21 protein-coding genes are annotated in these 22,978 nt (G+C 71.3%); 7 read left to right on the top strand and 14 right to left on the bottom strand.

Features of this window, described 5'->3' with window-relative positions; genetic code table 11:
• Positions 1-75: 75 nt before the first annotated feature.
• From WG212_RS15690 to WG212_RS15670, 5 genes are all read left to right on the top strand, one after another.
• Complete coding sequence (locus WG212_RS15690) at positions 76-1,140, top strand: alkene reductase (RefSeq protein ID WP_337188050.1); 1,065 nt, start codon at positions 76-78, stop codon at positions 1,138-1,140.
• The gene (locus WG212_RS15685; RefSeq protein WP_337188049.1) at positions 1,137-2,087 is read left to right on the top strand and encodes an aliphatic sulfonate ABC transporter substrate-binding protein; all 951 of its coding nucleotides are present in this window, start codon (positions 1,137-1,139) and stop codon (positions 2,085-2,087) included. The genes WG212_RS15690 and WG212_RS15685 overlap by 4 nt, the downstream gene beginning before the upstream one ends.
• A 243-nt stretch (positions 2,088-2,330) precedes the next feature.
• Positions 2,331-3,506 (top strand): FMNH2-dependent alkanesulfonate monooxygenase, encoded by a 1,176-nt coding sequence (ssuD, locus tag WG212_RS15680; RefSeq protein ID WP_337188048.1) that lies wholly within the window; start codon positions 2,331-2,333, stop codon positions 3,504-3,506.
• Positions 3,503-4,465, top strand: a complete 963-nt coding sequence (locus WG212_RS15675; protein ID WP_337188047.1) for an ABC transporter substrate-binding protein — start codon at positions 3,503-3,505, stop codon at positions 4,463-4,465. The genes ssuD and WG212_RS15675 overlap by 4 nt, the downstream gene beginning before the upstream one ends.
• A 27-nt stretch (positions 4,466-4,492) precedes the next feature.
• The gene (locus tag WG212_RS15670; protein ID WP_337188046.1) at positions 4,493-5,164 is read left to right on the top strand and encodes a peroxiredoxin-like family protein; all 672 of its coding nucleotides are present in this window, start codon (positions 4,493-4,495) and stop codon (positions 5,162-5,164) included.
• A gap of 181 nt (positions 5,165-5,345) precedes the next feature.
• On the opposite strand, the gene WG212_RS15665 is transcribed toward WG212_RS15670, so the two are convergent.
• The 14 genes from WG212_RS15665 to WG212_RS15600 form a co-directional block, all read right to left on the bottom strand.
• Complete coding sequence (locus tag WG212_RS15665) at positions 5,346-6,842, bottom strand: sigma-54 dependent transcriptional regulator (RefSeq protein WP_337188045.1); 1,497 nt, start codon at positions 6,840-6,842, stop codon at positions 5,346-5,348.
• A 22-nt stretch (positions 6,843-6,864) separates the two neighbouring features.
• Positions 6,865-7,389 (bottom strand): flavin reductase family protein, encoded by a 525-nt coding sequence (locus WG212_RS15660; RefSeq protein ID WP_337188044.1) that lies wholly within the window; start codon positions 7,387-7,389, stop codon positions 6,865-6,867.
• Between the two features lie 11 nt (positions 7,390-7,400).
• Positions 7,401-8,495 carry an LLM class flavin-dependent oxidoreductase gene (locus tag WG212_RS15655; protein ID WP_337188043.1) on the bottom strand — a complete coding sequence of 365 codons (1,095 nt, stop codon included), beginning with the start codon at positions 8,493-8,495 and terminating at the stop codon, positions 7,401-7,403.
• Positions 8,496-8,597: 102 nt separating this feature from the next.
• Positions 8,598-9,245 carry a glutathione S-transferase family protein gene (locus WG212_RS15650; protein WP_337188042.1) on the bottom strand — a complete coding sequence of 216 codons (648 nt, stop codon included), beginning with the start codon at positions 9,243-9,245 and terminating at the stop codon, positions 8,598-8,600.
• Positions 9,246-9,256: 11 nt separating this feature from the next.
• The gene (locus WG212_RS15645) at positions 9,257-10,837 is read right to left on the bottom strand and encodes a rhodanese-like domain-containing protein (RefSeq protein WP_337188041.1); all 1,581 of its coding nucleotides are present in this window, start codon (positions 10,835-10,837) and stop codon (positions 9,257-9,259) included.
• Positions 10,834-11,436 carry a cysteine dioxygenase gene (locus WG212_RS15640; RefSeq protein ID WP_337188040.1) on the bottom strand — a complete coding sequence of 201 codons (603 nt, stop codon included), beginning with the start codon at positions 11,434-11,436 and terminating at the stop codon, positions 10,834-10,836. The genes WG212_RS15645 and WG212_RS15640 overlap by 4 nt, the downstream gene beginning before the upstream one ends.
• Positions 11,433-13,565, bottom strand: a complete 2,133-nt coding sequence (locus WG212_RS15635) for a TonB-dependent receptor (protein ID WP_337188039.1) — start codon at positions 13,563-13,565, stop codon at positions 11,433-11,435. Before WG212_RS15635 ends, WG212_RS15640 begins: the two co-directional genes overlap by 4 nt.
• 261 nt (positions 13,566-13,826) lie before the next feature.
• Entirely contained in the window at positions 13,827-14,810 is a 984-nt protein-coding gene (locus tag WG212_RS15630) for an ABC transporter substrate-binding protein (protein WP_337188038.1), read from the bottom strand.
• Positions 14,810-15,661, bottom strand: coding sequence for a class II aldolase/adducin family protein (locus tag WG212_RS15625; protein ID WP_337188037.1), 852 nt, complete (start codon positions 15,659-15,661; stop codon positions 14,810-14,812). Before WG212_RS15625 ends, WG212_RS15630 begins: the two co-directional genes overlap by 1 nt.
• Positions 15,662-15,689: 28 nt before the next feature.
• On the bottom strand, positions 15,690-16,640 hold the full coding sequence (locus tag WG212_RS15620; protein WP_337188036.1) for a D-isomer specific 2-hydroxyacid dehydrogenase family protein: 951 nt from the start codon (positions 16,638-16,640) through the stop codon (positions 15,690-15,692).
• Between the two features lie 3 nt (positions 16,641-16,643).
• Positions 16,644-17,744, bottom strand: coding sequence for an LLM class flavin-dependent oxidoreductase (locus tag WG212_RS15615; protein ID WP_337188035.1), 1,101 nt, complete (start codon positions 17,742-17,744; stop codon positions 16,644-16,646).
• 1 nt (position 17,745) lies between these two features.
• Positions 17,746-18,936: an acyl-CoA dehydrogenase family protein gene (locus WG212_RS15610; protein ID WP_337188034.1), complete on the bottom strand. Its 1,191-nt coding sequence runs from the start codon at positions 18,934-18,936 to the stop codon at positions 17,746-17,748.
• Positions 18,933-19,796, bottom strand: coding sequence for an ABC transporter ATP-binding protein (locus WG212_RS15605; RefSeq protein WP_337188033.1), 864 nt, complete (start codon positions 19,794-19,796; stop codon positions 18,933-18,935). Before WG212_RS15605 ends, WG212_RS15610 begins: the two co-directional genes overlap by 4 nt.
• Before the next feature lie 17 nt (positions 19,797-19,813).
• On the bottom strand, positions 19,814-20,623 hold the full coding sequence (locus WG212_RS15600; protein WP_337188032.1) for an ABC transporter permease subunit: 810 nt from the start codon (positions 20,621-20,623) through the stop codon (positions 19,814-19,816).
• Between the two features lie 130 nt (positions 20,624-20,753).
• Here WG212_RS15600 and WG212_RS15595 point away from each other — a divergent pair, with 130 nt between their 5' ends.
• On the top strand, positions 20,754-21,605 hold the full coding sequence (locus WG212_RS15595) for a LysR substrate-binding domain-containing protein (RefSeq protein ID WP_337188031.1): 852 nt from the start codon (positions 20,754-20,756) through the stop codon (positions 21,603-21,605).
• Positions 21,606-21,612: 7 nt separating this feature from the next.
• Positions 21,613-22,968 carry an FAD/NAD(P)-binding protein gene (locus tag WG212_RS15590; protein WP_337188030.1) on the top strand — a complete coding sequence of 452 codons (1,356 nt, stop codon included), beginning with the start codon at positions 21,613-21,615 and terminating at the stop codon, positions 22,966-22,968.
• Positions 22,969-22,978: the final 10 nt, after the last annotated feature.

Below are 22,978 nucleotides of genomic sequence, written 5' to 3'. Positions count from 1 at the left end.
GAAATCTCGGGTCGCGGACGTCCCGCCTGGCGCCTACTTGAGCCGGACCATTCTCGCCTTGCCCGGGAGGGGCTGATGCCTTCGCTCTTCGATCCGCTTCAGGTCGGCGACCTGACCCTCAGGAACCGCATCGTGATGGCGCCGCTGACGCGATCGCGGTCCGGCGCCGAACGCATCCCGGGGCCATTGGTGGCGCAATACTACGCCCAGCGCGCCTCGGCCGGCCTGATCCTCAGCGAGGCCACCTCGGTGACGCCGCTGGGCGTGGGCTATGCCGACACGCCGGGCATCTGGTCGGACGAGCAGGTGGCGGGCTGGAAGGGCGTGACACGCGCGGTCCACGACGCCGGCGGCCTGATCTTCCTGCAGCTCTGGCACGTGGGCCGGATCTCGGACCCCGGCTTCCTGGGCGGGCAGGCGCCCGTGTCGGCCAGCGCCGTCGCCGCCCGCGGGGACGTCAGCCTGCTGCGGCCCAAGCGCCCCTATCCGACGCCCCGGCCCCTGGAGCTGGACGAGATCGCCGGCGTGGTCGAGGCCTATCGCCGGGGCGCCGAGAACGCCGAGCGCGCGGGCTTCGACGGCGTGGAGCTGCACGGCGCCAACGGCTACCTGCTGGACCAGTTCCTCCAGGACAGCGTGAACCGGCGGACCGACGCCTACGGCGGGCCGGTCGAGAACCGCGCGCGCCTGATGTTCGAGGCGGTGGACGCCGCCGTCTCGGTCTTCGGCCCCGGGCGCGTGGGCCTGCACATCGCACCCCGCGGCGACTCGCACGACATGGGCGACAGCGACCTGCCCGGCACGTTCGGCCATGTGGCCCGCGCGGCGCGCGAGCGGGGCCTGGCCTTCCTCTTCGCCCGCGAGCGGGTGGCCGCCGACAGCCTCGGGCCGCAGCTCAAGGCGGCCTTCGGCGGGGTCTACATCGCCAACGAGGGCCTCGACGCGGCCAGCGCCCAGGCCTTGCTCGACGCCGGCCATGCGGACGCCATCTCGTTCGGCAAGGACTTCATCTCCAATCCCGACTTGCCCGAGCGGCTGCGCCGGGGCGCTCCGCTGACGCCGTGGAATCTCCAGACCTTCTACACACCGGGCCCCGAGGGCTACGTCGACTACCCCAGCCTGGAGGCGGCGGAGGCGTGACCCCGCGGCTTCGACGACGGGCGTTGCTGTCGGGTGCGCTGGCCGGCGGTCTCCTGGCCGCAGGCTGCGCCCGTACGCCTGTCGGCGCGGAGGCGATCCGGATCGGATACCAGCGCAGCGGCGTGCTGCTGCTCGCCAAGGCGAGGGGCCGCCTGCCGGAACGACTCGGTCGGCCGGTCCAGTGGATCGAGTTCCCGTCAGGGCCGCCGCTCATGGAAGCCCTGGCCGCGGGGGCGGTGGATTTCGGCGCCGTCGGCGATGCGCCGCCGCTGTTCGCCCAGGCGGCCAGGGTGGCGTTCGTCTATGTGGCCCGCCAGCCGGTCACCGGCGCCGGCTCGGCGCTGCTGGTCCCGCCCGGTTCGGCCGTGGGATCGGTGGCGGACCTGCGAGCCCGGCGCATCGCCTTCACCAAGGCCACCTCGGCGCACCTCTTCACGCACTTCGCGCTCAGGCAGGCCGGCCTGCGCCTCGCCGACGTGACGCAGGTCCACCTGAGCCCGGGCGACGCCGCCGCAGCCTTCCGGTCGGGACAGTTCGACGCCTGGGCGACCTGGGACCCCTACTATGCGCTGGCTGTGCGGGACCAGGGCGCGAGGGTGCTGCTGACGGGCGAGGGCCTGCCGCTCACCAACGGCTTCTACCTGGCGTCGCGACGCTTCGCGGAACATGCGCCCGACCGGCTGTCCGCCCTGCTGACCGCGCTGAAGGGTGAGGCCGAGTGGGGCGTCGCCCATGTGGACGAGGTGTCCGGCGTGGTTTCGGACGCCACGGGCCTGCCGCGCGACATCGTGCAGGCTGCGCTGCGGCGGGGGCCGTTCGCCGTCGCGCCCCTCGACGCCGAGACGATGGCCGCGCAGCAGGACGCGGCCGACGCCTTCCTCGAAATCGGCGCTCTGCCGGCTCGGATCGACGTGACCGAGGCGGTCTGGTCCGGATGGGACGGCTGATCCCGAGCGCCCAGATTTTCTGATATGGCCTTGGCTTTGGCTGGTGGCGTCGATCCGGCGATATTCCTTCCGGATCATGCAACTCCATGCAGGAATTCAATAAGTTCTATCGTGACGGGGGGCGGCTTTCGCGCCGGCAGGCTCTTATGAGCGTCGCTGATATGCTGCTTGACGACTTCTCCATTGTCCCAGGGCGGTGGGCGGCCGACGAAACCGGACGGTTTCCACATGCCGCGAGGCGCGATGTCACGTTCCGAAGACGCCGTCAGGCCGTTCTGGTTCATTCCCTCCCACGGCGATGGCCGCTGGCTCGGCTCGGGTGAAGGCGCCCGATCCACCGAGTTCTCCTATCTGGCCCAGGTGGCCCAGGCGGCCGACCGGCTGGGCTTCGAAGGGGTCCTGCTGCCCACGGGACGGACCTGCGAGGATTCCTGGGTTCTGGCGAGCGCGCTGGCCCCCATCACCCAACGGCTGAAGTTCCTGGTCGCCGTTCGACCGGGCGTGACCTCGCCGCTCTTCGCGGCGCGTCAGGCCGCGACCCTCGACCGGGTGAGCGGCGGGCGTGTGCTGATCAACGTCGTCGCCGGCGGAGACTCCGCGGAGCAGGCCGGTGACGGCGTGTTTCTCTCGCACGACGATCGCTACGCTCAGGCTGACGAATTCCTGACCGTCTGGCGGCGTCTCATGGGCGGCGGGAAGGTCGACTTCGTCGGCCGGCATATCCGTGTGAAGGACGCCGAGCTTCTGTTCCCACCTGTTCAGCCGGGCGGACCGTCCCTCTATCTCGGGGGCTCGTCGGCCCCTGCCATCGACCTGGCCGGCCGTCACATCCAGCACTACCTCACCTGGGGCGAGCCGCCCCAGGCCGTGGCCGCGAAGATCGATGAGGTTCGCCGCAAGGCCGACGCCGAAGGTCGCGAGGTTCGCTTCGGGGCGCGCTTCCACATCATCGTGCGCGAGACCGAGGCCGCCGCGTGGGCGGAGGCGGAACGGCTGATCAGCCGCGTGGACGACGCCACCATCGCCAAGGCCCAGGCCCGCCTCGCCGCGACCGAGAGCGTGGGACAGGCGCGGATGCTGGCGCTGCACGGCGGCCGGCGCGACCGCCTGGTGGTCTATCCGAACGTCTGGGCGGGCGTGGGTCTGGTCCGCGGCGGCGCCGGGACGGCGCTGGTGGGGTCGGCCGAGCAGGTGGCCGAACGCATCCGGGAGTATCGCGCGCTGGGCGTCGAGACCTTCGTCCTCTCGGGTTATCCGCACCTGGAGGAAGCCTACCGCACGGCCGAACTGCTGTTCCCGCACCTGAACATCGCCGCGGGCGAGGCGCCGCCTGCGCGCATCGAACCGGGCCGGGCGGGCGAAGCCGGCGCCCACTATGGCCGCGGTGGCGGCGCTGCGCTCGCGACGGGCCCGTCATGAGCGTGGGCCTGTCTCGACGCGGCGTTCTGGCCGGCGGCTTCGCCGCCGGGGGGCTGGCTCTCGGGGCCTGTGCGCAGGGCGGAGGCGATGTGCTGCGCGTCGGCAGCCAGCGTGGGGGCGCGAAGGCGCTTCTGCTCTCGTCGGGCGCTTTGGAGGGCGCGCCCTATCGGGTGGAATGGAGCGAGTTCGCCGCCGCCCAGCCGTTGCTGGAGGCCCTGGGCGCGGCGGCCGTCGATCTGGGCGCGGTGGGCGATGCGCCGTTCCTGTTCGCCTACGCCGGGGGCGCAAAGATCCGGGCGGTGCATGCGTCCCGCTCGTCCGGCGGGGGCGCCTCGACGGCGTTGCTGACGCCTGCAGGCAGCCCGATCAGGACACTGGCCGACCTCCGCGGCGCCCGGATCGCGACGGGGCGGGGCTCGATCGGGCACTACCTGGTCCTGGGCCTGCTGGACCGCGCCGGCCTGCAGCCCTCGGACGTGCGGCTGAGCTTCCTGTCGCCCGGCGACAGCAAGGCGGCCTTCGCGACCGGAGCGGTCGACGCCTGGTGCACCTGGGGCTCCTATGTGGCCTTGGCGCGCCGCGACGATCGCGCAACGGTGCTGGCGGACGGGCAGGGCATCCTGTCGGGTTATGGATTCAAGGCCGCCAGTCTGAGGGCGGTGGAGACGAAGCGCGACCAGATCGCCGACTTTCTCGCGCGCTACAGCCGCGCCCAGCGGTGGGGCGGGGAAAACCGCGAGGCCTACGCCGCCGTGCTCTCGCGTGAGACCGGCCTCGACCTGGATATCGCCAGGGAGACGGTCGCGCTGTCGCGCGGCGAGCCGGTTCCCATCGACGAGGCGGTGATCGACGAGGAGAGCCGGGTCCTCCGGCGTTTCCGCGACGCCGGCGCCATCACCAGCGCACCCGACCTCCGTGCCGCCTTCGACACAAGCTTCAATCACGCGGCCCGCGCCTGACGCGCCGCGCCATCCCGGGAGATGACCATGAGCGAAAAGACACTCCGCGAGCGGCTCGCCGACCTGCATGCCGAGCGCGAGCGCAGCTGGGACCCGGCAGCCCTGCAGATCAACGTCGACCAGCGGCGAGAGCTGGTGGAGGCGGCCGATGCCTCCGCGTGGCTGGCGGTGGGTGCGACGGTTCCCGATTTCGAACTGGAGGAGGTGGATGGCGCGCGGCTGACCCTGGCCGGCCTGACCGCGGATGGTCCGGCGATGCTGGTCTTCTTCCGCTTCGCCGGGTGTCCGGCCTGCAACATCGCGCTGCCCCACTACGAGCGGACCCTGGCCTCCGGCCTGCGCAGCCTGGGCGCGCGGCTGGTCGCGGTCAGTCCTCAGGTTCCGGAACGGCTGGTGGAGATCAAGCGTCGTCACGAGCTCAGCTTCGAGGTGGCCACGGATCGCGACAACCGTCTCGGGCGCAAGCTGGGGATCCTCTACGCCGCCAACGCCGCCACCCAGGCCGCCAGCCGGGCAAAGGGAAGCTTCATCGGCGACACCACCGGGACCGGGACGTGGGAGCTGCCCCAGCCCACGCTGATCGTCATCGGCCAGGACCAGCGCGCCCACTTCGTGGACGTCAGCCCCGACTGGCTGGTGCGCACCGAGTCGGATGTGGCGCTGGCGGCCGTACGCGCGCTCGCGCCGGTCGCCGCATAATAGCGGGCGTCCCCTCGCCCGACGCGCAGCAGGCGGTCTGACGGAATCGCACGCATGTGAGACACGCGAAGAGGCTCGACCCAGGGAGCTCTCGGGAAGCCGCGACGGTCGGGCGCGGGCGGGCCTCTCCGCAAAGGACCGTCATCGCCGGCCTTGCGCCGGATCATAGCCGGGGCGTGCTCTAGGCTGCGATCGAGCGGCCCGTGGGTTCTGTGACGGGTGGCTGGGTCAGCAGACGGACGTCGGCGTCGCGCCAGGGCTCCAGGCCCAGTTCGTCCATCTTCCTGCGCAGCGTGTTGCGGTTGATGCCGAGGAGTTCGGCCGCGCGCATCTTGTTGCCGCGGGTCGCCTGCAGTGTCGCCTCGAGCAGCGGCGCCTCGACCTCGCGGATGATCTGTTCGTAGAGGGCCGCGGGCGGGTCGGCGGTCGCTTCGGCGAAATAGGTGCTGATCGTCAGGCTCACGGCCTGGGCCAGGGCGCCGTTGCGCCGCGTCCCGCCTGCCGCCAGCGGCGACCGGGCCAGCTCCCGCTCGACCAGGGCGGCGGTGATCACCTCGTCGGGATAGAGCGCGCAGATTCGCCGCAGCAGGTTCTCCAGCTCGCGGACGTTGCCGGGCCAGGCGTGGCCCTTCAGGCGCTCGGCCGCCCAGGGATCCAGAGCCTTGGCGCCCAGGCCCTCGCGCTGCGCCTTGAGCAGGAAGGCGTGCGCGATGTCGGGGATGTCCTCGGGCCGCTCGCGCAACGCCGGCACCTGCAGCGGCGCCACGCCCAGGCGGAAGTAGAGGTCCGGGCGGAAGCGGCCCTCCTGCACGCGGAGCGGCAGGTCGCGGTGTGCGGCTGTGACGAGCCGGACGTCCACGGGCCGCCCCGTGGCGGGGCTCCGGACCGGCGCGCGGCCGTCCAGCGCCGCCAGCAGGCGGCTCTGGGCCTCGGGCGGGAGCTCGTCGACGGCGTGCAGGAACAGGGTCCCGCCGTCGGCCTCCACGAACCGGCCCAGGCGGTTGGGGTCGCCGAACAGCTCGGCCTCGATCCGCTCGGCCGGCGCCGCGGCCAGACTCACGGCGACGAGCGGCTCCTCCCGGCGTGGTCCCATTTCGTGCAGGGCGCGGGCGATCAGGGCCTTGCCCGACCCCGTCTCGCCCAGCACGAGGACCGAGAGGTCCGAGCCGGCCAGCCGGGCCGTGGCGCGATACAGATCCTGCATGGCGGCCGAGCGGCCGATCAACGGCGTCTGCTCGTCGCGGCGGGCGCGGGCGACGGCGCGCGCCGACTCGTAGCTGCGGGTGGTGGCGATCGCGCGGGCGGCGATGCCGGCGATCTCCTCGATCCGATAGGGCTTGGCGAGATGGTCGAAGGCGCCGGCTTCCACCGCCCGGATCGCCGCGGTGAGACTGCCGTCGGCGCTCGTGAGGATCACCGGCAGCCTGGGCCGCGCGGCGCGCAGGCTGGCCAGCACCTCGAACGCCTCGTCCTCCGTGCGGCGGGTGTCCAGGACCACCAGGGCGACCTCGGGATCGTCGCGCCATTTCAGCAGGGTCTGGGCCGTGGCCGTCGCCCGGACCTGTGGGCCCAGCGCGGCGAGGGCCTTTACCACGGCCAGCCTGAGGGTGGGGTCGGCCTCGGCCACCAGGATCTTCATGGCGTTCAGGTTCGCGGCGCCCAGAGGTGAGGATGGCATGCGGGCGTCCTTTGCCGGCGGGTCAGGCGAGCTTGCGGAAGTCGCGTTCGAAATAGAGCAGGGGATCGCCCGACCGCGCATGGGCGCGGTTCACGTCCAGTATGAAAATGGTGTGGGTGCCGCCGTCGATACGGCTGCGGACCGGACCGGCGAACACGGCGAGCGATCCCAGTCGTTCGGGCGCGCCGCCGCCATCCAGCCGCCAGCCGCTACGGTTGAAGCGTTCGTCCGCGCGGGCCGAAGTGGCGAACCGTTCGGCCTCGATCCGATCGGCCTCGTCCAGCAGCGAAACGCTGACCGCCTCGGCCCGCAGCAGGGCGTCGTGGGCGCCGGCGGCCTTGCGCACACAGAACAGCAGCCGCGGGGGCTGGGTGGACAGGCCGGTCAGCGAGCTGACCAGCAGACCCCGTGGCCGGCCCTCGGCCCAACAGGCGACGATCGCCACGCCGGAGGCGAGCTTGGCCAGGCCATTGCGGAAGGTGACCTCGTCGGCCAGCGGCGCCGGCGTCAGCAGGTCGGCGTCGGTGTGGGCGGACATGCCGGTCATGTCTGCGCCCGTCAACTCGCCGCGCGGACCCGGCGGATGTCGCGTTCCGCCACCCGCTCGCGCACCAGGGGGATGAGGTCGCGGCCATAGGCGATGGCGTCGTCCAGCGGATCGAATCCCCGGATCAGGAACGTGCTGACGCCCAGGTCGTAGTAGTCGAGCAGCGCGTCGGCGACCTGTTCGGGCGTGCCGACGAGGCCTGTGGAATTGCCGGACGCGCCCGTGGCGGCGGCGACCCCGGTCCACAGTCGCTTGTCCAGCCGCGAGCCCTGGGCGGCCGCGTCCAGCAGCCGTTGAGAGCCGGCGTTGGGCGGCGCGTGACCGCTGATCTTGAGGCCTGCCTTCTCCCGCAGGGCGATGGTGCGCGCCACGATGTCGTCCGCCCGTTTCCAGGCCGCTTCCTCCGTGTCGGCGAGGACGGGCCGGAGCGAAAGCGAGAACCGGATCTGCCGCCCGTGGCGCGCGGCGGCGGCGCGGACGCGCGCGATGGTCTCCCGGACCTGGGCCTGGGTTTCCCCCCACAGGGCGTAGATGTCGGCGTGCTTGCCGGCGACCGGGATGGCCTCTTCGGACGAGCCGCCGAAGTAGATCGGGATGTGCGGCGCCTGCACCGGCTTCACCGCGCCGAACGCCTGGACGACGTTGTAGTAGCGACCCTTGTGGTCGAAGGGCGCCTCGCTGGTCCACTCCTGCTTGAGGATATCCAGGTACTCGTCGGTGCGGGCGTAGCGTTCGGCCTTGGACAGGTGGTCGCCATCCTTCTTCATCTCGTCGTCGGCGCCGCCGGTGATGATATGGACCGCGATGCGGCCGCCGCTGAAGACGTCCAGGGTCGCCAGTTGCCGCGCCGCGACGGTCGGCGCGGTGAACCCGGGCCGGTGGGCGATCATGAAGCCCAGCTTGCGGGTCACGCTGGCCGCATGGGCCACCACGAGCTGGCTTTCGGGCGAGGTCGATCCGAACGCGACCAGGGCGCGGTCGAAGCCGCCCGCCTCATGCGCCTTGGCGATGGTCTCGACATAGGCCACGTCGATGACCGGCCCGGTGTTGGGATGAATCTCGGACGCTCCGTTGACGCCGATATATCCGATGAACTCGACGGGCATGGCTGTCTCCAGGCTTTCGGACGCTGAATTCAGATCATATTGATAGGATTTAAGCGCGACGAACGAGGAGTTCTCAACAGCCCTATCAGCGGACCTGAACGGTCAGGCTTCGACCAGAAGCCGCGGCGACGTCTCCAGGGCCAGCGCGCGGGCGACGGCGGGACGTGCGCGCACCCGAGCGGCGTGGGCGTCGAAGGCGGGGTAGTCCGAGGTGGCCACCTCCAGCCGCTCGGCCCAGCGGTGGAACACCAGGGCGTAGGGGTCGGCCAGGGAATAGGCCTCGCCCAGCAGCCACGTGCGCCCGTCGCCCAGGCGGGCTTCCAGTTCCGCGTAGGCGGCCAGCATGTTCTCGCGACCTCCGATCCCGAGCGCCGGCCAGGCCGTGGCGTCGCGGGTATAGCGCTCGGGCCGGCCCACCTGGGCGAACGAAACATGGACGCCGCTCGCGAACCAGGCCAGCAACTCATAGGCGCGGCCGGTGATGACGGCGTCGTCGAACGGCAGGAGCCGCGCGGCGGGAAACAACCGCGCGATCGTCGTCAGCACCGCGACGTTCTCGGTGATCCGCACCCCATCCACCTCCAGGGTCGGGATCCGCCCGCGCGGGTTGACCGCCAGATATTCCGGCCGCCGCTGGTGTCCGTCGGCCAGGACAAGGCGGACACCCGCGTAGTCGGCGCCGGCCTCCTCCAGCCCGGCGAGTGCGGGCAGGGAGCACGACCCTGCCGCGTAGTAGAGGACGATGGGCATGGGTTCCTCCCTCAGATCACATGGAAGCCGTGCGTGGCGTCGCGGCGAAGCTGTTCGACCAGCCCGAACTCCCAGTCCAGGTAGGCCTGCATGGCGGCCGCGGCGTGGTCGGCGCCCTCGTACGGCCGGCGATAGACGTCGTCCGGCTCGGACGCCGTGCGGGTGAACCCCGTCTCCAGCGGCAGGCCGGCCGCCGCCCACGCCGCGGCGCCCCCCTCCAGCACCAGTGGGAGGCGGCCGGTCAGCGCCTCGACCTCGGGCGCGGCGAACCGCGCCAGGGTGTCGTCCGGCGAGACGAGGACGACGGCCTCGAAGTTCCGCGGAACCACCTTCCCCAGCGCCTCGGCCAGCCGGCTGCGTATGGTGAACCAGGCGCCCGGCACATGGCCCTTGCGGTGCGCCGGGCTGGGGCCGAGATCGAGGATCACCGTGCCGCCCCAGGCCGAACGTAGGCTGAGGTCGGCCGGCGAGATCGTCTCCACACGGGGCGCGCGCGGTCGCGCGGGCGATGAGGGACCTGTCTCCAGTGGGCGGTTGAACCCCCCGTCCAGGACGTAGGTCTCCCAGCCCATCTGGGCCAGCCACGAGGCGCTCATGTCCGCACGCACGCCGCGGTCGTCCGCCAGGACGATGCGGGCGCCCCTGACGGGGGCGAAGACGTCCGTCTCCTGCACCAGTTGACCGCCGGGCGCGTTGCGGAAGCCGGGGATGTGACCGGCGGCGAACTCCTCGGGCGTGCGGACGTCGAAGCGGTAGAGCGTGCGCTCGGTGTCGCGGGCCAGGATGTCGAGCCCTCGCGCGTCCAGCCGGCGCACCCCGGCGCGATAGGACACGTCGCGCGCCGCCGCCAGGGCCTCGGCCTCGCGGGCGGCGTCCACGTCGGGAAAGCGGGCGTCGCGGCCGTGTTCGAGCGCCTGGCCGGCCAACGTCCAGCCGATCGTGCCGTTGCGCAGGGCCATCACGCGGTTCGGGACGCCGGCGTTGATCAGCGACTGGGCCCCGATGATCGAGCGGGTGCGTCCGGCGCAATTGACGATGATGGTCGTCGACGGATCGGGCGCGAGGGCGCGGGCCCGCAGCACCAGTTCGGCGCCCGGCACGCTGACTCCGCGTGGGATGCTCATGGTCCGGTATTCCTCGAACCGCCGGGCGTCGAGGACCACGAGGTTCGGCTCGGTCTCGATCAGCGCCTTCGCCTCGGGCGCCGGGATCGAAGGCGTGTGGCGTCGCGCCTCCACCAGTTCGCCGAACGCCTTGCTGGCGGAGTTCACGTCCTGGAACAGCTCGTAGCCCGCCAGACGCCAGCCATGCAGGCCGTCGGCCAGCGCCGAGACCCGCGTGTAGCCCAGGCCCTTCAGGCGCTCGGCCGCGGGCGGGACCAGGCCCTCGCCATCGTCGTAGAGGACGATCCGCGTGTCCTTGCGCGGGATGCGGTCCAGCACCTCCAGTTCCAGGCGGCTCAGGGGCAGGCTGGCGGCGAACAGCGGGTGCTCCCGGGCGTAGGGAGCTTCCTCGCGCAGGTCGATCAGGGCGATCTCGCGCCGTGTGATCAGGTCGAGCCGGACGTCGGCCGGAGCGGTTGCGGGGATCATGCGGATTGCTCCTGCGAGGCGTCCCACAGGTTGGGCAGGGTCGCGTTCGAATAGCCGGAAACGAAGGGCTGCGGCCGTCCGGCGCCGTCGTAGGTCGCGCGGCGGACGGCGCCGATGTTCGCCCCGTAGACGTGAATGCTGATCGAGGTCCGGTCGTCGAAGGCGTTGGCGACGCGGTGGATGTCGCCCACGCGCGGGGAGACGGCCTCGATCCGGCCCGGCTCCAGCCGGCGGACCGGACCGGCTGGAACCAGCCGGCCGCCCTGCCGTGCATAACCCTGGGAGAGTTCCGCTCCCCGCAGCACGCCGACCAGGCCCCAGACCGTATGGTCGTGGACGGGCGTGGCCTGGCCTGGCCCCCAGACGAAGCTGACCACCGAGAACCGCTGGAGGCTGTCGCAGTGGAGCAGGTACTGGCGATACCGGGTCGGGGACGGCGTGGCATAGGATATCGGCAGCCAGTCGTCCTGGGCCACCAGCCGCGCGAGAAGGTCGCCGCCCTCGCCCAGGATGCGGGGCTCGTCGTCCTCCGCGGCGTCCAGCAGCGCCGCGAAGTCGACCACGAACGACCGCAGCCGGGGGAGGTTGGGCCAGGTCACAGGGCGTACCTCAACGTCACCAGCCAGGTGCGCGGATCGGGATAGTTGCGATAGTGGACCCCGGTGCTGGGCGTGAAGGTGGCGCTGACCGGCTTGGACGCGTTGGTCAGGTTTCGGCCCGAGAGGGTGACGGCCCAGCGCGGATCGGGCGCGGTCCAGGTGGCCACCGCGTTGACGAAGCCCTGAGCCGGGATCTCATGCTGCCCGCCGGCCGCCGGGATGGCGTTCGAGAAGGTCTTGGTCTGGTACTGGGCGTTAACCCCCAGGCGGAGAGACCCTGGGATCTCGACCGGGACGCTCCAGTTGAGGCCGCCAGACAGGCTCCAGCGAGGACTGTTGGTGAGCCGGTTGCCATCCGCATTCACGCCGGCGCCGCCGGCCCCACGATACTCGTCGTACTCGGCGAACAGGTAGCCGATAGAGAACTGAAGGTTCAGGGCCGAGGTGGGCTGGGCCTCCGTTTCCAGTTCGACGCCATAGCTGGTGGCCTGGCCCGCGTTGCCCCGCCGGCTGCCGACGTAGGCAGGGTCGAAGAACGAGACCTGCAGGTCCTTGTAGTCGTTGTAGAAGGCCGCCAGGTTGGCGCGCAGCCTGTGGTCGAAGAACTCGGTCTTCAGGCCCCCTTCGTAGCTGATGACCTCCTCGGGCGCGAAGGGAAGGGTGGCCAGGTCCAGGCGCGTGGCGCGGTTGTCGAAACCGCCTGACTTGAAGCCCTGGGAATAGGTCGCATAGGCCAGGATGTCCGGCGTCCAGGCGTATTGCACCGAGACCTTGGGAGTGATCTTCGACCAGGTCTTCTCGGACACGCCCCGGATGGACGGGGCGGTGATCTGGCCCGCCAGGTTGAGGATCGAATTGTTGAAGCGGAATTCCTTCGTCTCGTTGGTCCAGCGCAGGCCGGTGACGAGGGACAGTCGATCCGAGACCTTCCAGGTCGCCTCGCCGAATACGGCGTACGCCTCGGTGTTGGTGATGTTGTAGGCGCGCAGGAAGTTGTAGTTCCCGGGCGTGACCGTCGGGTCGGTGTTCTGGGTGTTGCGGCGGCTGTAGCCGTCGCGCCGCACGAAGAAGCGTTCGTGCAGGTAGAAGAAGCCCGTGCTGAACGTGACCCGGTCGTACTCGCCGTTGAGCTGGAGCTCCTGGGTCACGTACTGGTCGTTGTAGCGGATGAGGTTCTTCTGAATGAGCGCCGCCTCGCCGTCGTTGTCGTAGTAGACGGGGTCGAGGTTGAAGCCGCCGTAGGCGGTGATCGACTTGATCTGCAGGGCGTCGTTGATCCGGTAGGCGACCCGCAGCGAACCCGAGATCTGGTCGAGGTCCTGCGTCGGCGGCACTTCCGAGAAGGTCTGCCGCTTGGAGAAGCCGCCGCCGGGCTGGCGCACGGGGACGTAGCCGCGCGTATCGCTGCGGTCGCGGAGCGCGTTCACCGTCAGCAGGACGTCGAGGGCGTCGGTCGGCGTCCAGCGCAGCTTGGCCCGGTACGAATCCAGGTCGATGCGGTTCACGTCGTGGTTCAGCGTCGGGTTGAACGTGATCCCGTCCCGCTTGTGCCGGATGTAGGACAGGCTTCCGGACAGGGTCTCGCTGATCGGCCCCTCGACCAGCGCGCGCACGTCGACGGCGCTGTAGTTGCCCAGCCCCACCTCGGCCTTGGCCCGGAACTCGCGGCCGGGATCCCGGGTGATGATCCGCAAGGCTCCGGCGCTGGAGTTGCGTCCATACAGGGTGCCCTGCGGCCCGCGCAGCACCTCGATGCGCTCGAGGTCGTTGAACTCGATCATCGAGCCGATCTGGCGGGGGATGTAGACGTCGTCGACGTAGACCGCGAGCACCGGTTCCTGGATCGGATCGGGTTCGCCGACCCCGCGCAGAGAGTAGGTCTGGGTCGTGTGGCTGATCGTGACGCGGCTGATCGACAGGTTCGGGATCTGGCCCGCCAGGTCGCGGATGTGATCGACCTTGCGGTCCGCCAGCGCCTGGGCCGAGAACGCGGTGATGGCGATGGGCGTGTCCTGGAGGTTGGTCGCCCGCCGCTCGGCGGTCACGACCAGTTCCTCCACGGCGGTGGAGCCGCCGTCGGCGGCGCCGGACGTCGCCTCGACCCCGCCCTGCGCCAACCCCTGCGCCACGCCTTGGGCCGCCGCCGCGCCGGACCAGGCGACGCAAGCCAATAGGGCCGATGTGGATCCCAGGCGTCGCCTCAGGCGAGTGGACTTCGTGGAAGCGTTGGTTCGAATATTCATCTGAACGCCCTCTCTGTGTTCGGGCGTCTTAGATTTCCCTTTCTCTCTATCGGCAAACAACATTGGCTGATTCTGATTGAAGCTTATCTATTATCGAGATGCGAAATATATTGAATTTCTAACTTCAATATTTTGATTGATGAACATTCATATTTTGATTTCTTCATCAAACTCACGGCTCCACATCGGGCGAACGTCGACGCGCGCTGGAATGACCTTCAGGTCGGCGAATGCGTCGGCGACCGCCTGCTGCGAGGCGATGGCCTCGGCGTCGACGGCGCCCAGCACGCTGGGGGCGCTGCGTTCACGATGGAGGGCCTCATAGATTTCCGCCGGGACGCCCGTGGCGGCGGCCTGGGCCGCGGCCCAGGACTCGGGGTGGGCGTTGGCCCAGGCATAGGCCTTGCGCAGCCGCTGGAGATGGTCGGCGATCGCCGCGCGCCGGGCCGGATCGTCGAGCGCGTCGGCCAGGGCCGACTGCACATAGTTGCCCGACAGCCGCCCCAGGCCGGTCGCCAGCACCCGCGCGCCCAGCCGCGCGCGTGCGAGGTTGCCCTGGACCCCGTAGATCACCCAGGCGTCGAGCGCGCCCTGGGTGAAGGCCGAGAGGCCGTCCTGGGGCGACAGCGCCACCGCCTGGATGTCGCCCAAGGTGAGGCCCTGTTCGGCGAGCAGCCGGGCGAGAAAGTACTGCGACGTGGTCGCCCGGACATAGCCGACCCGCTTGCCCTTCAGGTCGGCCGCCGTGCGGATCGGCGAAGCCTTGGGGACCAGGGTCACCTGGGCGTTCACATCGCCCCGCTGCACCGCGACGATCCGCAGTCGGGTGGGCCGCCCGGCGACGAAGATCGGCGGGATCTCGCTCATGGAGCCGATGTCGACGGCGCCCGCCTCTATCGCCTCGGTGATGAGGTTGCCGCCGGCGAACTCCGACCATTCGATACGGTAGGGCGTATTCGCCAGCCCGGCGGCGTCCAGGAGCGTCCGCGCCCCGCCCTTGTAGCTGGCGATCCGCAGCGCGCCCCCGGCCGACGGCGCCGGCTCGCGGGCGCAGCCCGACAGGGCCCACCCGGAAAGCGCGCCGGCGCCCGCCAGGACGCTGCGCCGGTTGAGCCGCAGGGGACCGGGCATCAGTCGAACAGGTCCGGCTCTTCCTCCGAGACCACGTCCCAGTAGGGCTGGAAGGCGTAGACGCCCCCGATCTCGCTGCCGACCTGACCCGCGGTGTGGCGCGCGACCTCGGGCGGCATGGGTCGGGTCTGTGCCGCCGCCTCGGCGAGGAGTTGCACCTGGCAGGCGTTCTCCAGCGCGAGGTAGCGCCAGACGGCGGCCTCCACCGTCCGCCCTACGGTGAGGATGCCGTGGTTCTGGAGGATCACGGCCTTCCGCCCGCCCAGCGCCTGGGCGATCTTCTCGCCCTCGCTGGTGTCGAGCACCACGCCCGAGAATTCGGTGAAGATCGCGTGGTCGTCGTAGAAGGCCGCCGCATCCTGGGTGAGGGGATCGAGCAGGCGTCCCAACGCCGACCAGGCTTTGCCGTAGAGCGAGTGCGAGTGGGCGGCGGCCACCACGTCCGGTCGCGCCTTGTGCAACTCGGAATGGATGGCGAAGGCGGCGCGGTTGAGGCGTGGCTTCGCCCTGGCGGGCGGCTCGACGATGTCGCCGTGATGATCGACCAGCATCAGGTCCGAGACCGTGATCCGGCTGAAGTGGACCCCCGCCGGGTTGACCCAGAAGCGGTCGGGAAACTCCGGGTCGCGCGCGGTGATGTGTCCCGCGCCGCCCATGTCGAAGCCGGCGCGGGCGAAGAGCCGATAACCTGCGGCCAGCCGTTGCTTGCGATACAGCCGCTCCTCTTCGACGGACGGCTGCTGCGGGATCGCCGCCGGGCCGCCGCCGAAACCGCGTTCGGGCAGGACGGTCTCGATCTTGGCGGGATGGGGCGATGGAACGCCCGAGGGGCGTGGAAAGGCCAGGGTCATGGGACGATCCGGGTCATGGGAAGCTCCGTCAGTAGCCGCGGGCGGGGTCGACCACGCCGTCCAGGGGCGCGCCGTCCTGGAAGCGCTTGAGGTTCGCCGCGAACTGCGCCGCCAGGTTCCGGCGGGTGTCGGGGGTGTGGACCGAGGTGTGCGGCGAGAGCCGGACCCGCGGATGGCTGTAGTAGGGATGGTTGAACGGCAGCGGCTCAGGGTGGGTCACGTCCAGGCTGGCGAGGCCGACACGGCCGTCGTCCAGCGCCGCCAGCAACGCCACGTCGTCGATCAGCGCGCCGCGGGCGATGTTGATCAGGTGCAGGCCGGGCCGGGCATGGGCCAGAAGCTTCGCGTCCACCAGGCGGACCGTCTCGGGCGTGGCCGGCGCGGCCAGGACGACGTCGTCCGAGCGGGCGAACAGTTCGCAGTAGTCGTGGACCCGCTCCACCCCCGGTGTCGGGATCGGCGTGTCCGAGCGACGGATCGCCAGGACCTTCATGCCCAGAGCCTGGGCGCGGGGCGCCAGCGCCTCGCCGATGGAACCGAAGCCCACCAGGCCCAGGGTGCGGCCCTGGACCAGGCCGAGCGGCGTGGGCGCCCACTGCTCGAAACGGTCGATCCAGATGTCGGGTAGCTTCTTCGTGGCGGCCAGGATCGCCGCCAGCGCGAACTCGGCCAGCGCCACGGCCGACGAGCCCCGCGCCGAGGTCACCACCGGGCCGTCGAACAGCCATCCGGGATAGAAGTCGATCCCGACCGAGACGAGTTGCACCCATCGGAGGTCGAACGGCCAGCCTGGTGGCGGGACCGGCGGCAGCGAGCCGCCGGCCTTTCGGAACGGCGCGGCGATCAGCACCTTGGCCGCATGGGGCAGGCCGGCCGGCGGACCTGCAGGGACCGGCAGGATGTCCACCTCGGGCAGCGCCTGGGCGAACGAGGTGTTGAAGGCGTCGTTGAGCTGGCTGGCGACAATCAGGCGGCTCATGACCTACTCCGCCGCCAGCACCCTGGGCGCGCCCCGCGCCGCCACCGCCGCGCGCAGGGCGGGCAGGAGTTCGTGGCCGTACTGGATGGCGTCCTCCAGCGGATCGAAGCCGCGGAACAGGAACTTGGTGATCCCCAGGTCGTAGTAGGCGAGGAGCGACTCCACGACCTGCTCGGCCGTGCCGACCAACGAGGTGGAATTGCCCTGGGCGCCCGTCAGCGCCGCGATCTCGGTCCACAGGCGCGCATCGCGCACGGCGCCGCCGGCCGCCGCCTCCAGCAGCCGCTGGCCGCCGCGCGCGGACGAGTAGCGGCTCTGGCCGCCACGGCTCGCCTTCAGCGCCTTGGCGTCGTCCAGGATGCGCGCCGCGCGGTCCCAGGCCTCGCCCTCGGTGCGCGCCAGGATCGGCCGCAGCGACATCGAGAACTTCACCTCGCGGCCGTTCGCGGCCGCGGCGGCGCGGACCCGGCCCACGATTTCGCGCGCCTGCTCCAGGGGTTCGCCGAACAGGGCGTAGACGTCGGCCTGGCGGCCCGCCACCTCGACCGCCTCGTCCGACGCGCCGCCGAAGAAGATGGGCAGGTGCGGCTGCTGGAGTGTCTTCACCGCCGCCGGCGCACCTTTGACGCGGTAGAAGGGACCTTCGTGGTCGAACGGGCCCTCGCTGGTCCAGGCCTTGCGCAGGACGGCGATGTAGTCGTCGGTGCGGGCGTAGCGCTCGGCCTTGGTCAGGAAGTCGCCGTCGCGCTGCTGCTCCTCGTCGGAGCCGCCGGTGATGATGTGGACGGCCAGCCGACCGTCGCTGAGCTGGTCCAGGGTCGCGAGCTGCCGTGCGGCGACGGTCGGCGCAGTGAAGCCGGGCCGGTGCGCGAGCAGGAACTTCAGCGTCGTGGTCTGGGCCGCCGCATAGGCCGCGACCTGGAATCCGTCGGGAGAGGCCGAGTTGTAGCCGATCAGCACGCGGTCGAAGCCGGCGTACTCGTGCGCCTTGGCGTGGGCGGCGAGGTAGGCCTTGTCGATCCAGCCGCTCTTCGCCGCGTGGGTCTCGGAGGCGTATTGCGTCGAGATCAGGCCCAGGATCTCGAGGTCGGGCGTGTCGGTCATGTCAGGCTCGGGTGTTCGGTTGCGGGGAGGTTTTCGCGAAGGCGGATTTGCCGGCGGCGGTCAGCACCACGTCGGCCTGTGGCGTGTGGATCCGGCCGCAGAGGACATCGCGGTAGTGGCGCTGGAGGGGATTGTGGCGCGACAGGCCGGGGTTGCCGGTGGCGGCCACGGCCTTCTCGACGGCGGCGATCGCGTTCTCGGTGACGAGGTGCTTCACCAGTCCGCCCTGCCCGGGCCCAAGCCGTCCGTCCGCCGCGGAATCCAGCAGCACGCGGTTCTGCAGCAGCAGGCCGTCTATCGTCCCGACCAGTTCCTGGAAACGCGGCAGGGTCGATAGCGGGGCGCCCAGGTTGGCCGGCGTCCGCTCGGTCAGCCAGCGGACGAACCAGTCGCGCGCCGCGCCGGCCACGGCGTTGTAGATGGCGGCCGTGAGCACGGGGGACCAGACGGCCATTGCCGGATCCGGCGCCGGCGGCGCGCCGGGCAGGGTGGGGGCGAGCGCATGCTCCAGGGGGACCGGCGTGTCCTCGAAGACCACGTCGTGGCTGCCGCTGGCCCGCAGGCCGGTATGGTCCCAGGTCTCCTCGATGCGGCGGCCGGGGGCGTCGCGATGCACGAGGAAGCCGCCCACGCGGGGCTCGGGCTCGTCGGTGCGCGCCCAGACGATCATCCAGGTCAGGGCCGGCGCGCCGGTGGAGTAGATCTTGCGGCCCGAGATGCGCCAGCCGTCCGCCGCCCGTCGGGCCACCGTGGCCGGCAGGCCGCCTCGCGCCGGCGTGCCCAGCTCGGGCTCGACGCGCAGGGCGTTGATCAGCGCGCCGTCCTCCAACGCATCGCGGACGACGCGGGCCTTCAGCGCGTCGGTGAAGCCGGCCCGGCCCTCCAGGGAGGCGTGGAACAGGTACTGCATGGTGAGCACCAGCGCCGTGGCGGGCTCGCCGCGGGCCACCGCCTCGATCACCCGCAAAGCGGCGGGCAGGTCGGCGCCGCCGCCGCCCAGCGCGGCGGGGGCGGTCAGCGCCAGCAGGCCGGCCTCGCGCAGCCGCTCGAAGTTCGCGAACGGAAAGCTGGAATCGCGGTCATGCTGGGCGGCCGTCTCGGCGAACGCCGCCGTCAAGCCGGGCAGCAGGGCGTCCAGGTCGGGCGCCGCCGTCGCGCGCGGCGTGACGGGCAGGGCGATGGCCGCACTCACGCGACGATCTCGCCGCTCGGGAACGACACCAGAGCGCCTTCCGCGGCGCGGCGGTGGCCGGCGTCAACGCCCAGGTGGCGCAGGAGTCGCGCGCGGATGTCCTGAAACGCGCCGTCGGCGGCCCGGGGGCGTGGCAGGGTGATGCGCTCCTCGGCGGCGATCCGCCCGGCGTCCAGCACCAGGACCCGGTCGGCCAGCGCGACGGCCTCGTCCACGTCGTGGGTGACCAGCAGCACCGCCGGCGCATGGCGGCGCCACAGCGACAGCACCAGCTCGTGCATCCGCAGGCGGGTCAGGGCGTCGAGCGCCGCGAACGGCTCGTCCAGCAGCAGGAGGCCGGGGTCGCGGACCAGAGCACGGGCCAGTGAAACCCGCTGGGACTCCCCGCCCGACAGCGTCGCCGGCCACGCGTCCAGCCGATGGTCCAGGCCCACCTCGGTCAGCGCCGCTTCGGCGCGGGCGCGGATGCCGGCGCCCCTCAGTCCCTCGCCCTTCAGTCCCAGAGCCACGTTCCGCCACACGCGCTTCCACGGCAGCAGGCGCGCGTCCTGGAAGACGACGGCGCGCGTGTCGGGCGCCAGCACCTGCTGTCCCGGCGCCGGGTCGATCCCGGCCAGCGTGCGCAGCAGCGTCGTCTTGCCCGAACCGGAGCGACCCAGGAGGGCGACGAACTCGCCCTGGGCGATCTCGAGGTCGAGGTCCTCCAGCACGGTGACGTCGCCGAAGCGGCGGGTGAAGTTGCGGACGCGGACGGCTGGGCCGTCGTCCGCCAGCCGCCAATCCGACGGCGAGGCGTTGTGCTGTTGCGGGGGCGGCTGGTGCGGTGCGGCTTGTTGCGGGCGGGCGAGGGGCGTGGCCATGACGCGGGCTCCGGGACTTAGGACTTGATGATGCTGGGACGCCAGGCGAGGGCGCGGGTTTCGAGGGTGCGGACGAAGAGGTCCGCCGCCAGGCCGAGGCTGGCGTAGACGAGCAGGCAGACGACGATGATGTCGGTGCGCATGAAGTCGCGGGCGTTGTTGATCAGGTGACCCAGGCCCGCCGAGGCGTTGATCTGCTCGGCCACCACCAGCACCAGCAGCGACACGCCCAGCGCATAGCGCAGGCCGACCAGGAACGAGGGCAGGGCGCCCGGCAGGATCACGTCGCGGATCAGCTCGGCCTGGGTCAGTCCGAAGCTGCGCCCCGCCTCGATCAGGCGGGCGTCCACGCCGCGGATGCCGGAGAAGAGGTTGAGGTAGATCGGGAAGACCGTGGCCGCGGCGATCAGGGTGATCTTGGGCGTCTCGCCGATTCCGAACCAGACGATGAACAGCGGCGTGAGCGCCAGGGTCGGGATGGTGCGCTTGATCTGCATCAGGGGATCGACGGCGACCTCGCCTGTTCGCGACAGGCCGGCGATCAGGGCCAGGACCACGCCGGCTGCGAGGCCGAACGCCAGGCCCACGAGCGCGCGCGCCAGCGAGACGGCGAGGTTGGAGGACAGTTCGCCGCTGACGCTCAGGGCCCAGAACGTCTCGGCGACGGCGGAGGGCGCCGCCAGGATCCGCTCGGGTATGATCCCCGTACGTGACCCCAGCTCCCACACGAGCAGGAGCAGGACCGGCGAGACCCAGCGGCCGCCGCGGATGCGGAGCCGCGGCAGCCGGAACCGGACGGGTTTTCGATCAGCGGCGACAACGGACAACGGAGCGGCTCCTGCAGGATGGCGCGGCAAATTGCGCTTTGCCTCGCCGCAGAAAGCGCTTAATTCCTATCAACTCAATAGACATTACCTCAACGGTGTGTTTAGCGATCCTCATAGGTCCGGGGAGCTCATGGCCGTGAACCTGCCCACGGAGCTGCTGCGCAGCTTCGCCGCTATCGTCGACTCGGGTTCGATGCTTCGGGCGACCGAACGCGTCTTCGTCACGCAGTCGGCGCTCAGCCTGCAGATGAAGCGCCTGGAAGAGACGGTGCAGGCGGCGCTGTTCCAGCGCGAAGGACGACGGCTCAAGCTGACGCCTGCGGGTCAGACCCTGCTGACCTACGCGCGGGATATCCTGGCCACGAACGACCGGGCCGTATCGGCCCTGAACGGTGACGCCCTTGCGGGTCCCGCGCGCGTTGGCCTCGTGCAGGACTTTGCCGAGACGCTGCTTTCGGGTGTCCTGGCGCAGTTCGCGCAGTTGAACCCCGACACCCAGCTCCAGGTGCGCGTCGGCGGTTCGCCCCAGCTCCTCGATGACCTGGCCGCCGACCGGCTGGACGTCGTGCTCTGCATGGGTGCGGCCGACGACGTGGCGGCGATCCGCGTCGCGCCGATGGTGTGGCTGGGCGACGATGACCTGGCGCAGGAGGATGTCCTCCCGCTGGCGATCCTGGAGCGCCCGTGCCGCTTCCGCGACGCGGCCCTGGCGGCGCTGGACGCCACGGGCCGGCCCTATCGCGTGGTGCTGGAGACGCCCAGCCTCTCGGTGCTGCGCGCCGCGGTGGATTCCGGTCTCGGCGTGACCTGCCGCACGCGCATCTTCTCGCGCCGCACGGTGGGCGCGGCCGTGCTTCAGCGGCTGCCCGCGTTGCCGCGCGTCGCTTATGTGCGCCACGCGCGCGCGCAGCCGCACGCCACCATCCTGCGCCTGGCCGAGCTGATGCGCACGGCGGTCCTCGACCTCGATCCCGAGGGGTGAGGTGTCCATGTCCTCGGCGGGCGCGCCGTGCATCGCGGTGGTCGGTGGCGGTTTCAGCGGACTCCTGACCGCGATCCATCTTCTGGAGCGCATGCCGGCCGCCGTGGTGCGCCTGGTGGAGAAGGCGCCCAGGTTCGGACTGGGGCGTGCGTACGCCGCAGCCAATCCCGACCATCTCCTCAACGTCCGGGCCGCGAACATGAGCGCGTTCCCTGACCGTCCGGACCACTTCAAGGCCTGGCTGGAGGCGCGCGACGTCGCTGGCGACGGCTTCGTGAGCCGGGGACTGTACGGTGTCTATCTCCAGGAGCTTTTGCGCGAGGCGATCGGACCCGAAGGACATCCCGGCAGGCTTCTCCTCGAACAGGACGAGGCGGTGGACGTCGAGCCCCGTGGCGGCCGGGCGATCCTGCGCCTGGCGATGGGCCGCGAGATCGAAGTCGACGCGGTGGTGCTGGCCGTGGGCCTCGCGGCGCCGGCGTCGGAAAGCGGCGAGGCCGGAAACCTCTATGTCCCCGATCCCTGGACGCTCGATCCCGCAGCGGCCCCCGAGGGCGAGATCCTGCTGATCGGGTCCGGCCTGACGATGGTGGACGTGGCCCTGAGCCTGGATCGGCCCGGCCGGCGCTTCCTGGCCATCTCCCGCCGGGGGCTCCTGCCCCGGCCGCACGGCCCGGCTCCGGCGGTCGCGGCGCCGGAGGGCCCCTTCGCCACGCCGCGGGAGGCGATGACGCGCCTCAGGGCCCACGCCGCGCAGGTGGGATGGCGGTCGGCCGTGGACAGCGTACGGCCGCTGACGCCGTCGATCTGGGCAGGCTGGGACCTGAAGGCCCGCCGCCGCTTCCTTCGTCACGCCCGGCCCTGGTGGGACGTCCACCGGCATCGGATGGCCCCGCGCGTGGCCGCCCGGATCGACGAGATGACGGCGTCCGGGCGCCTCAGGATCGTCGCCGGGCAGGTCGTCCGGCTGCGGGCCGAGGGCGAGGCGCTCGGCGTGGTGCTCCGGCCGCGTGGCGGGACGCGGACGATCCGCCTCTCCGTCGCTGCCGCCGTCGACTGCACGGGGCTGTCGGGCGACCTGACCCGCCTGCCGCTGCTCGCGCGCCTCGAGGCTCGCGGCCTGCTGCGCGGGGACCCGCTCGGGCTCGGCCTCGACGTGGACGGCTCGCTGCGCGTCGTCGGCTCCGACGGCCGGCCGACGCGGGGTCTGTACGCGGTCGGTCCCCTGACGCGGGCGGCCCGCTGGGAGACCCTCGCCGCGCCCGACTTGCGCAATCAGACCGATGAACTCGCCGCGACGATCCACGCGGACCTGGCCACGGGGGCCGACAGGGCTTCCAGCGGCCGGATCTGCGTTCCCTGACCGAGGCCCA

The sequence above is a fragment of the Phenylobacterium sp. genome (assembly GCF_037189685.1).
Lineage (GTDB): Bacteria > Pseudomonadota > Alphaproteobacteria > Caulobacterales > Caulobacteraceae > Phenylobacterium.
This window is presented reverse-complemented; position numbering and strand designations above follow the sequence as displayed.

What these genes read in the sequence shown, in the direction of transcription:
- ssuD (WP_337188048.1), top strand. Translation starts at nt 2,331, where the DNA reads ATGTCACGTTCCGAAGACGCCGTCAGGCCGTTCTGGTTCATTCCCTCC.
- WG212_RS15665 (WP_337188045.1), bottom strand. Translation starts at nt 6,842, where the DNA reads ATGCCATCCTCACCTCTGGGCGCCGCGAACCTGAACGCCATGAAGATC.
- WG212_RS15650 (WP_337188042.1), bottom strand. Translation starts at nt 9,245, where the DNA reads ATGCCCATCGTCCTCTACTACGCGGCAGGGTCGTGCTCCCTGCCCGCA.
- WG212_RS15625 (WP_337188037.1), bottom strand. Translation starts at nt 15,661, where the DNA reads ATGACCCTGGCCTTTCCACGCCCCTCGGGCGTTCCATCGCCCCATCCC.
- WG212_RS15675 (WP_337188047.1), top strand. Translation starts at nt 3,503, where the DNA reads ATGAGCGTGGGCCTGTCTCGACGCGGCGTTCTGGCCGGCGGCTTCGCC.
- WG212_RS15690 (WP_337188050.1), top strand. Translation starts at nt 76, where the DNA reads ATGCCTTCGCTCTTCGATCCGCTTCAGGTCGGCGACCTGACCCTCAGG.
- WG212_RS15605 (WP_337188033.1), bottom strand. Translation starts at nt 19,796, where the DNA reads ATGGCCACGCCCCTCGCCCGCCCGCAACAAGCCGCACCGCACCAGCCG.
- WG212_RS15595 (WP_337188031.1), top strand. Translation starts at nt 20,754, where the DNA reads ATGGCCGTGAACCTGCCCACGGAGCTGCTGCGCAGCTTCGCCGCTATC.
- WG212_RS15630 (WP_337188038.1), bottom strand. Translation starts at nt 14,810, where the DNA reads ATGCCCGGTCCCCTGCGGCTCAACCGGCGCAGCGTCCTGGCGGGCGCC.
- WG212_RS15655 (WP_337188043.1), bottom strand. Translation starts at nt 8,495, where the DNA reads ATGCCCGTCGAGTTCATCGGATATATCGGCGTCAACGGAGCGTCCGAG.
- WG212_RS15660 (WP_337188044.1), bottom strand. Translation starts at nt 7,389, where the DNA reads ATGACCGGCATGTCCGCCCACACCGACGCCGACCTGCTGACGCCGGCG.
- WG212_RS15615 (WP_337188035.1), bottom strand. Translation starts at nt 17,744, where the DNA reads ATGACCGACACGCCCGACCTCGAGATCCTGGGCCTGATCTCGACGCAA.
- WG212_RS15590 (WP_337188030.1), top strand. Translation starts at nt 21,613, where the DNA reads ATGTCCTCGGCGGGCGCGCCGTGCATCGCGGTGGTCGGTGGCGGTTTC.
- WG212_RS15670 (WP_337188046.1), top strand. Translation starts at nt 4,493, where the DNA reads ATGAGCGAAAAGACACTCCGCGAGCGGCTCGCCGACCTGCATGCCGAG.
- WG212_RS15620 (WP_337188036.1), bottom strand. Translation starts at nt 16,640, where the DNA reads ATGAGCCGCCTGATTGTCGCCAGCCAGCTCAACGACGCCTTCAACACC.
- WG212_RS15645 (WP_337188041.1), bottom strand. Translation starts at nt 10,837, where the DNA reads ATGATCCCCGCAACCGCTCCGGCCGACGTCCGGCTCGACCTGATCACA.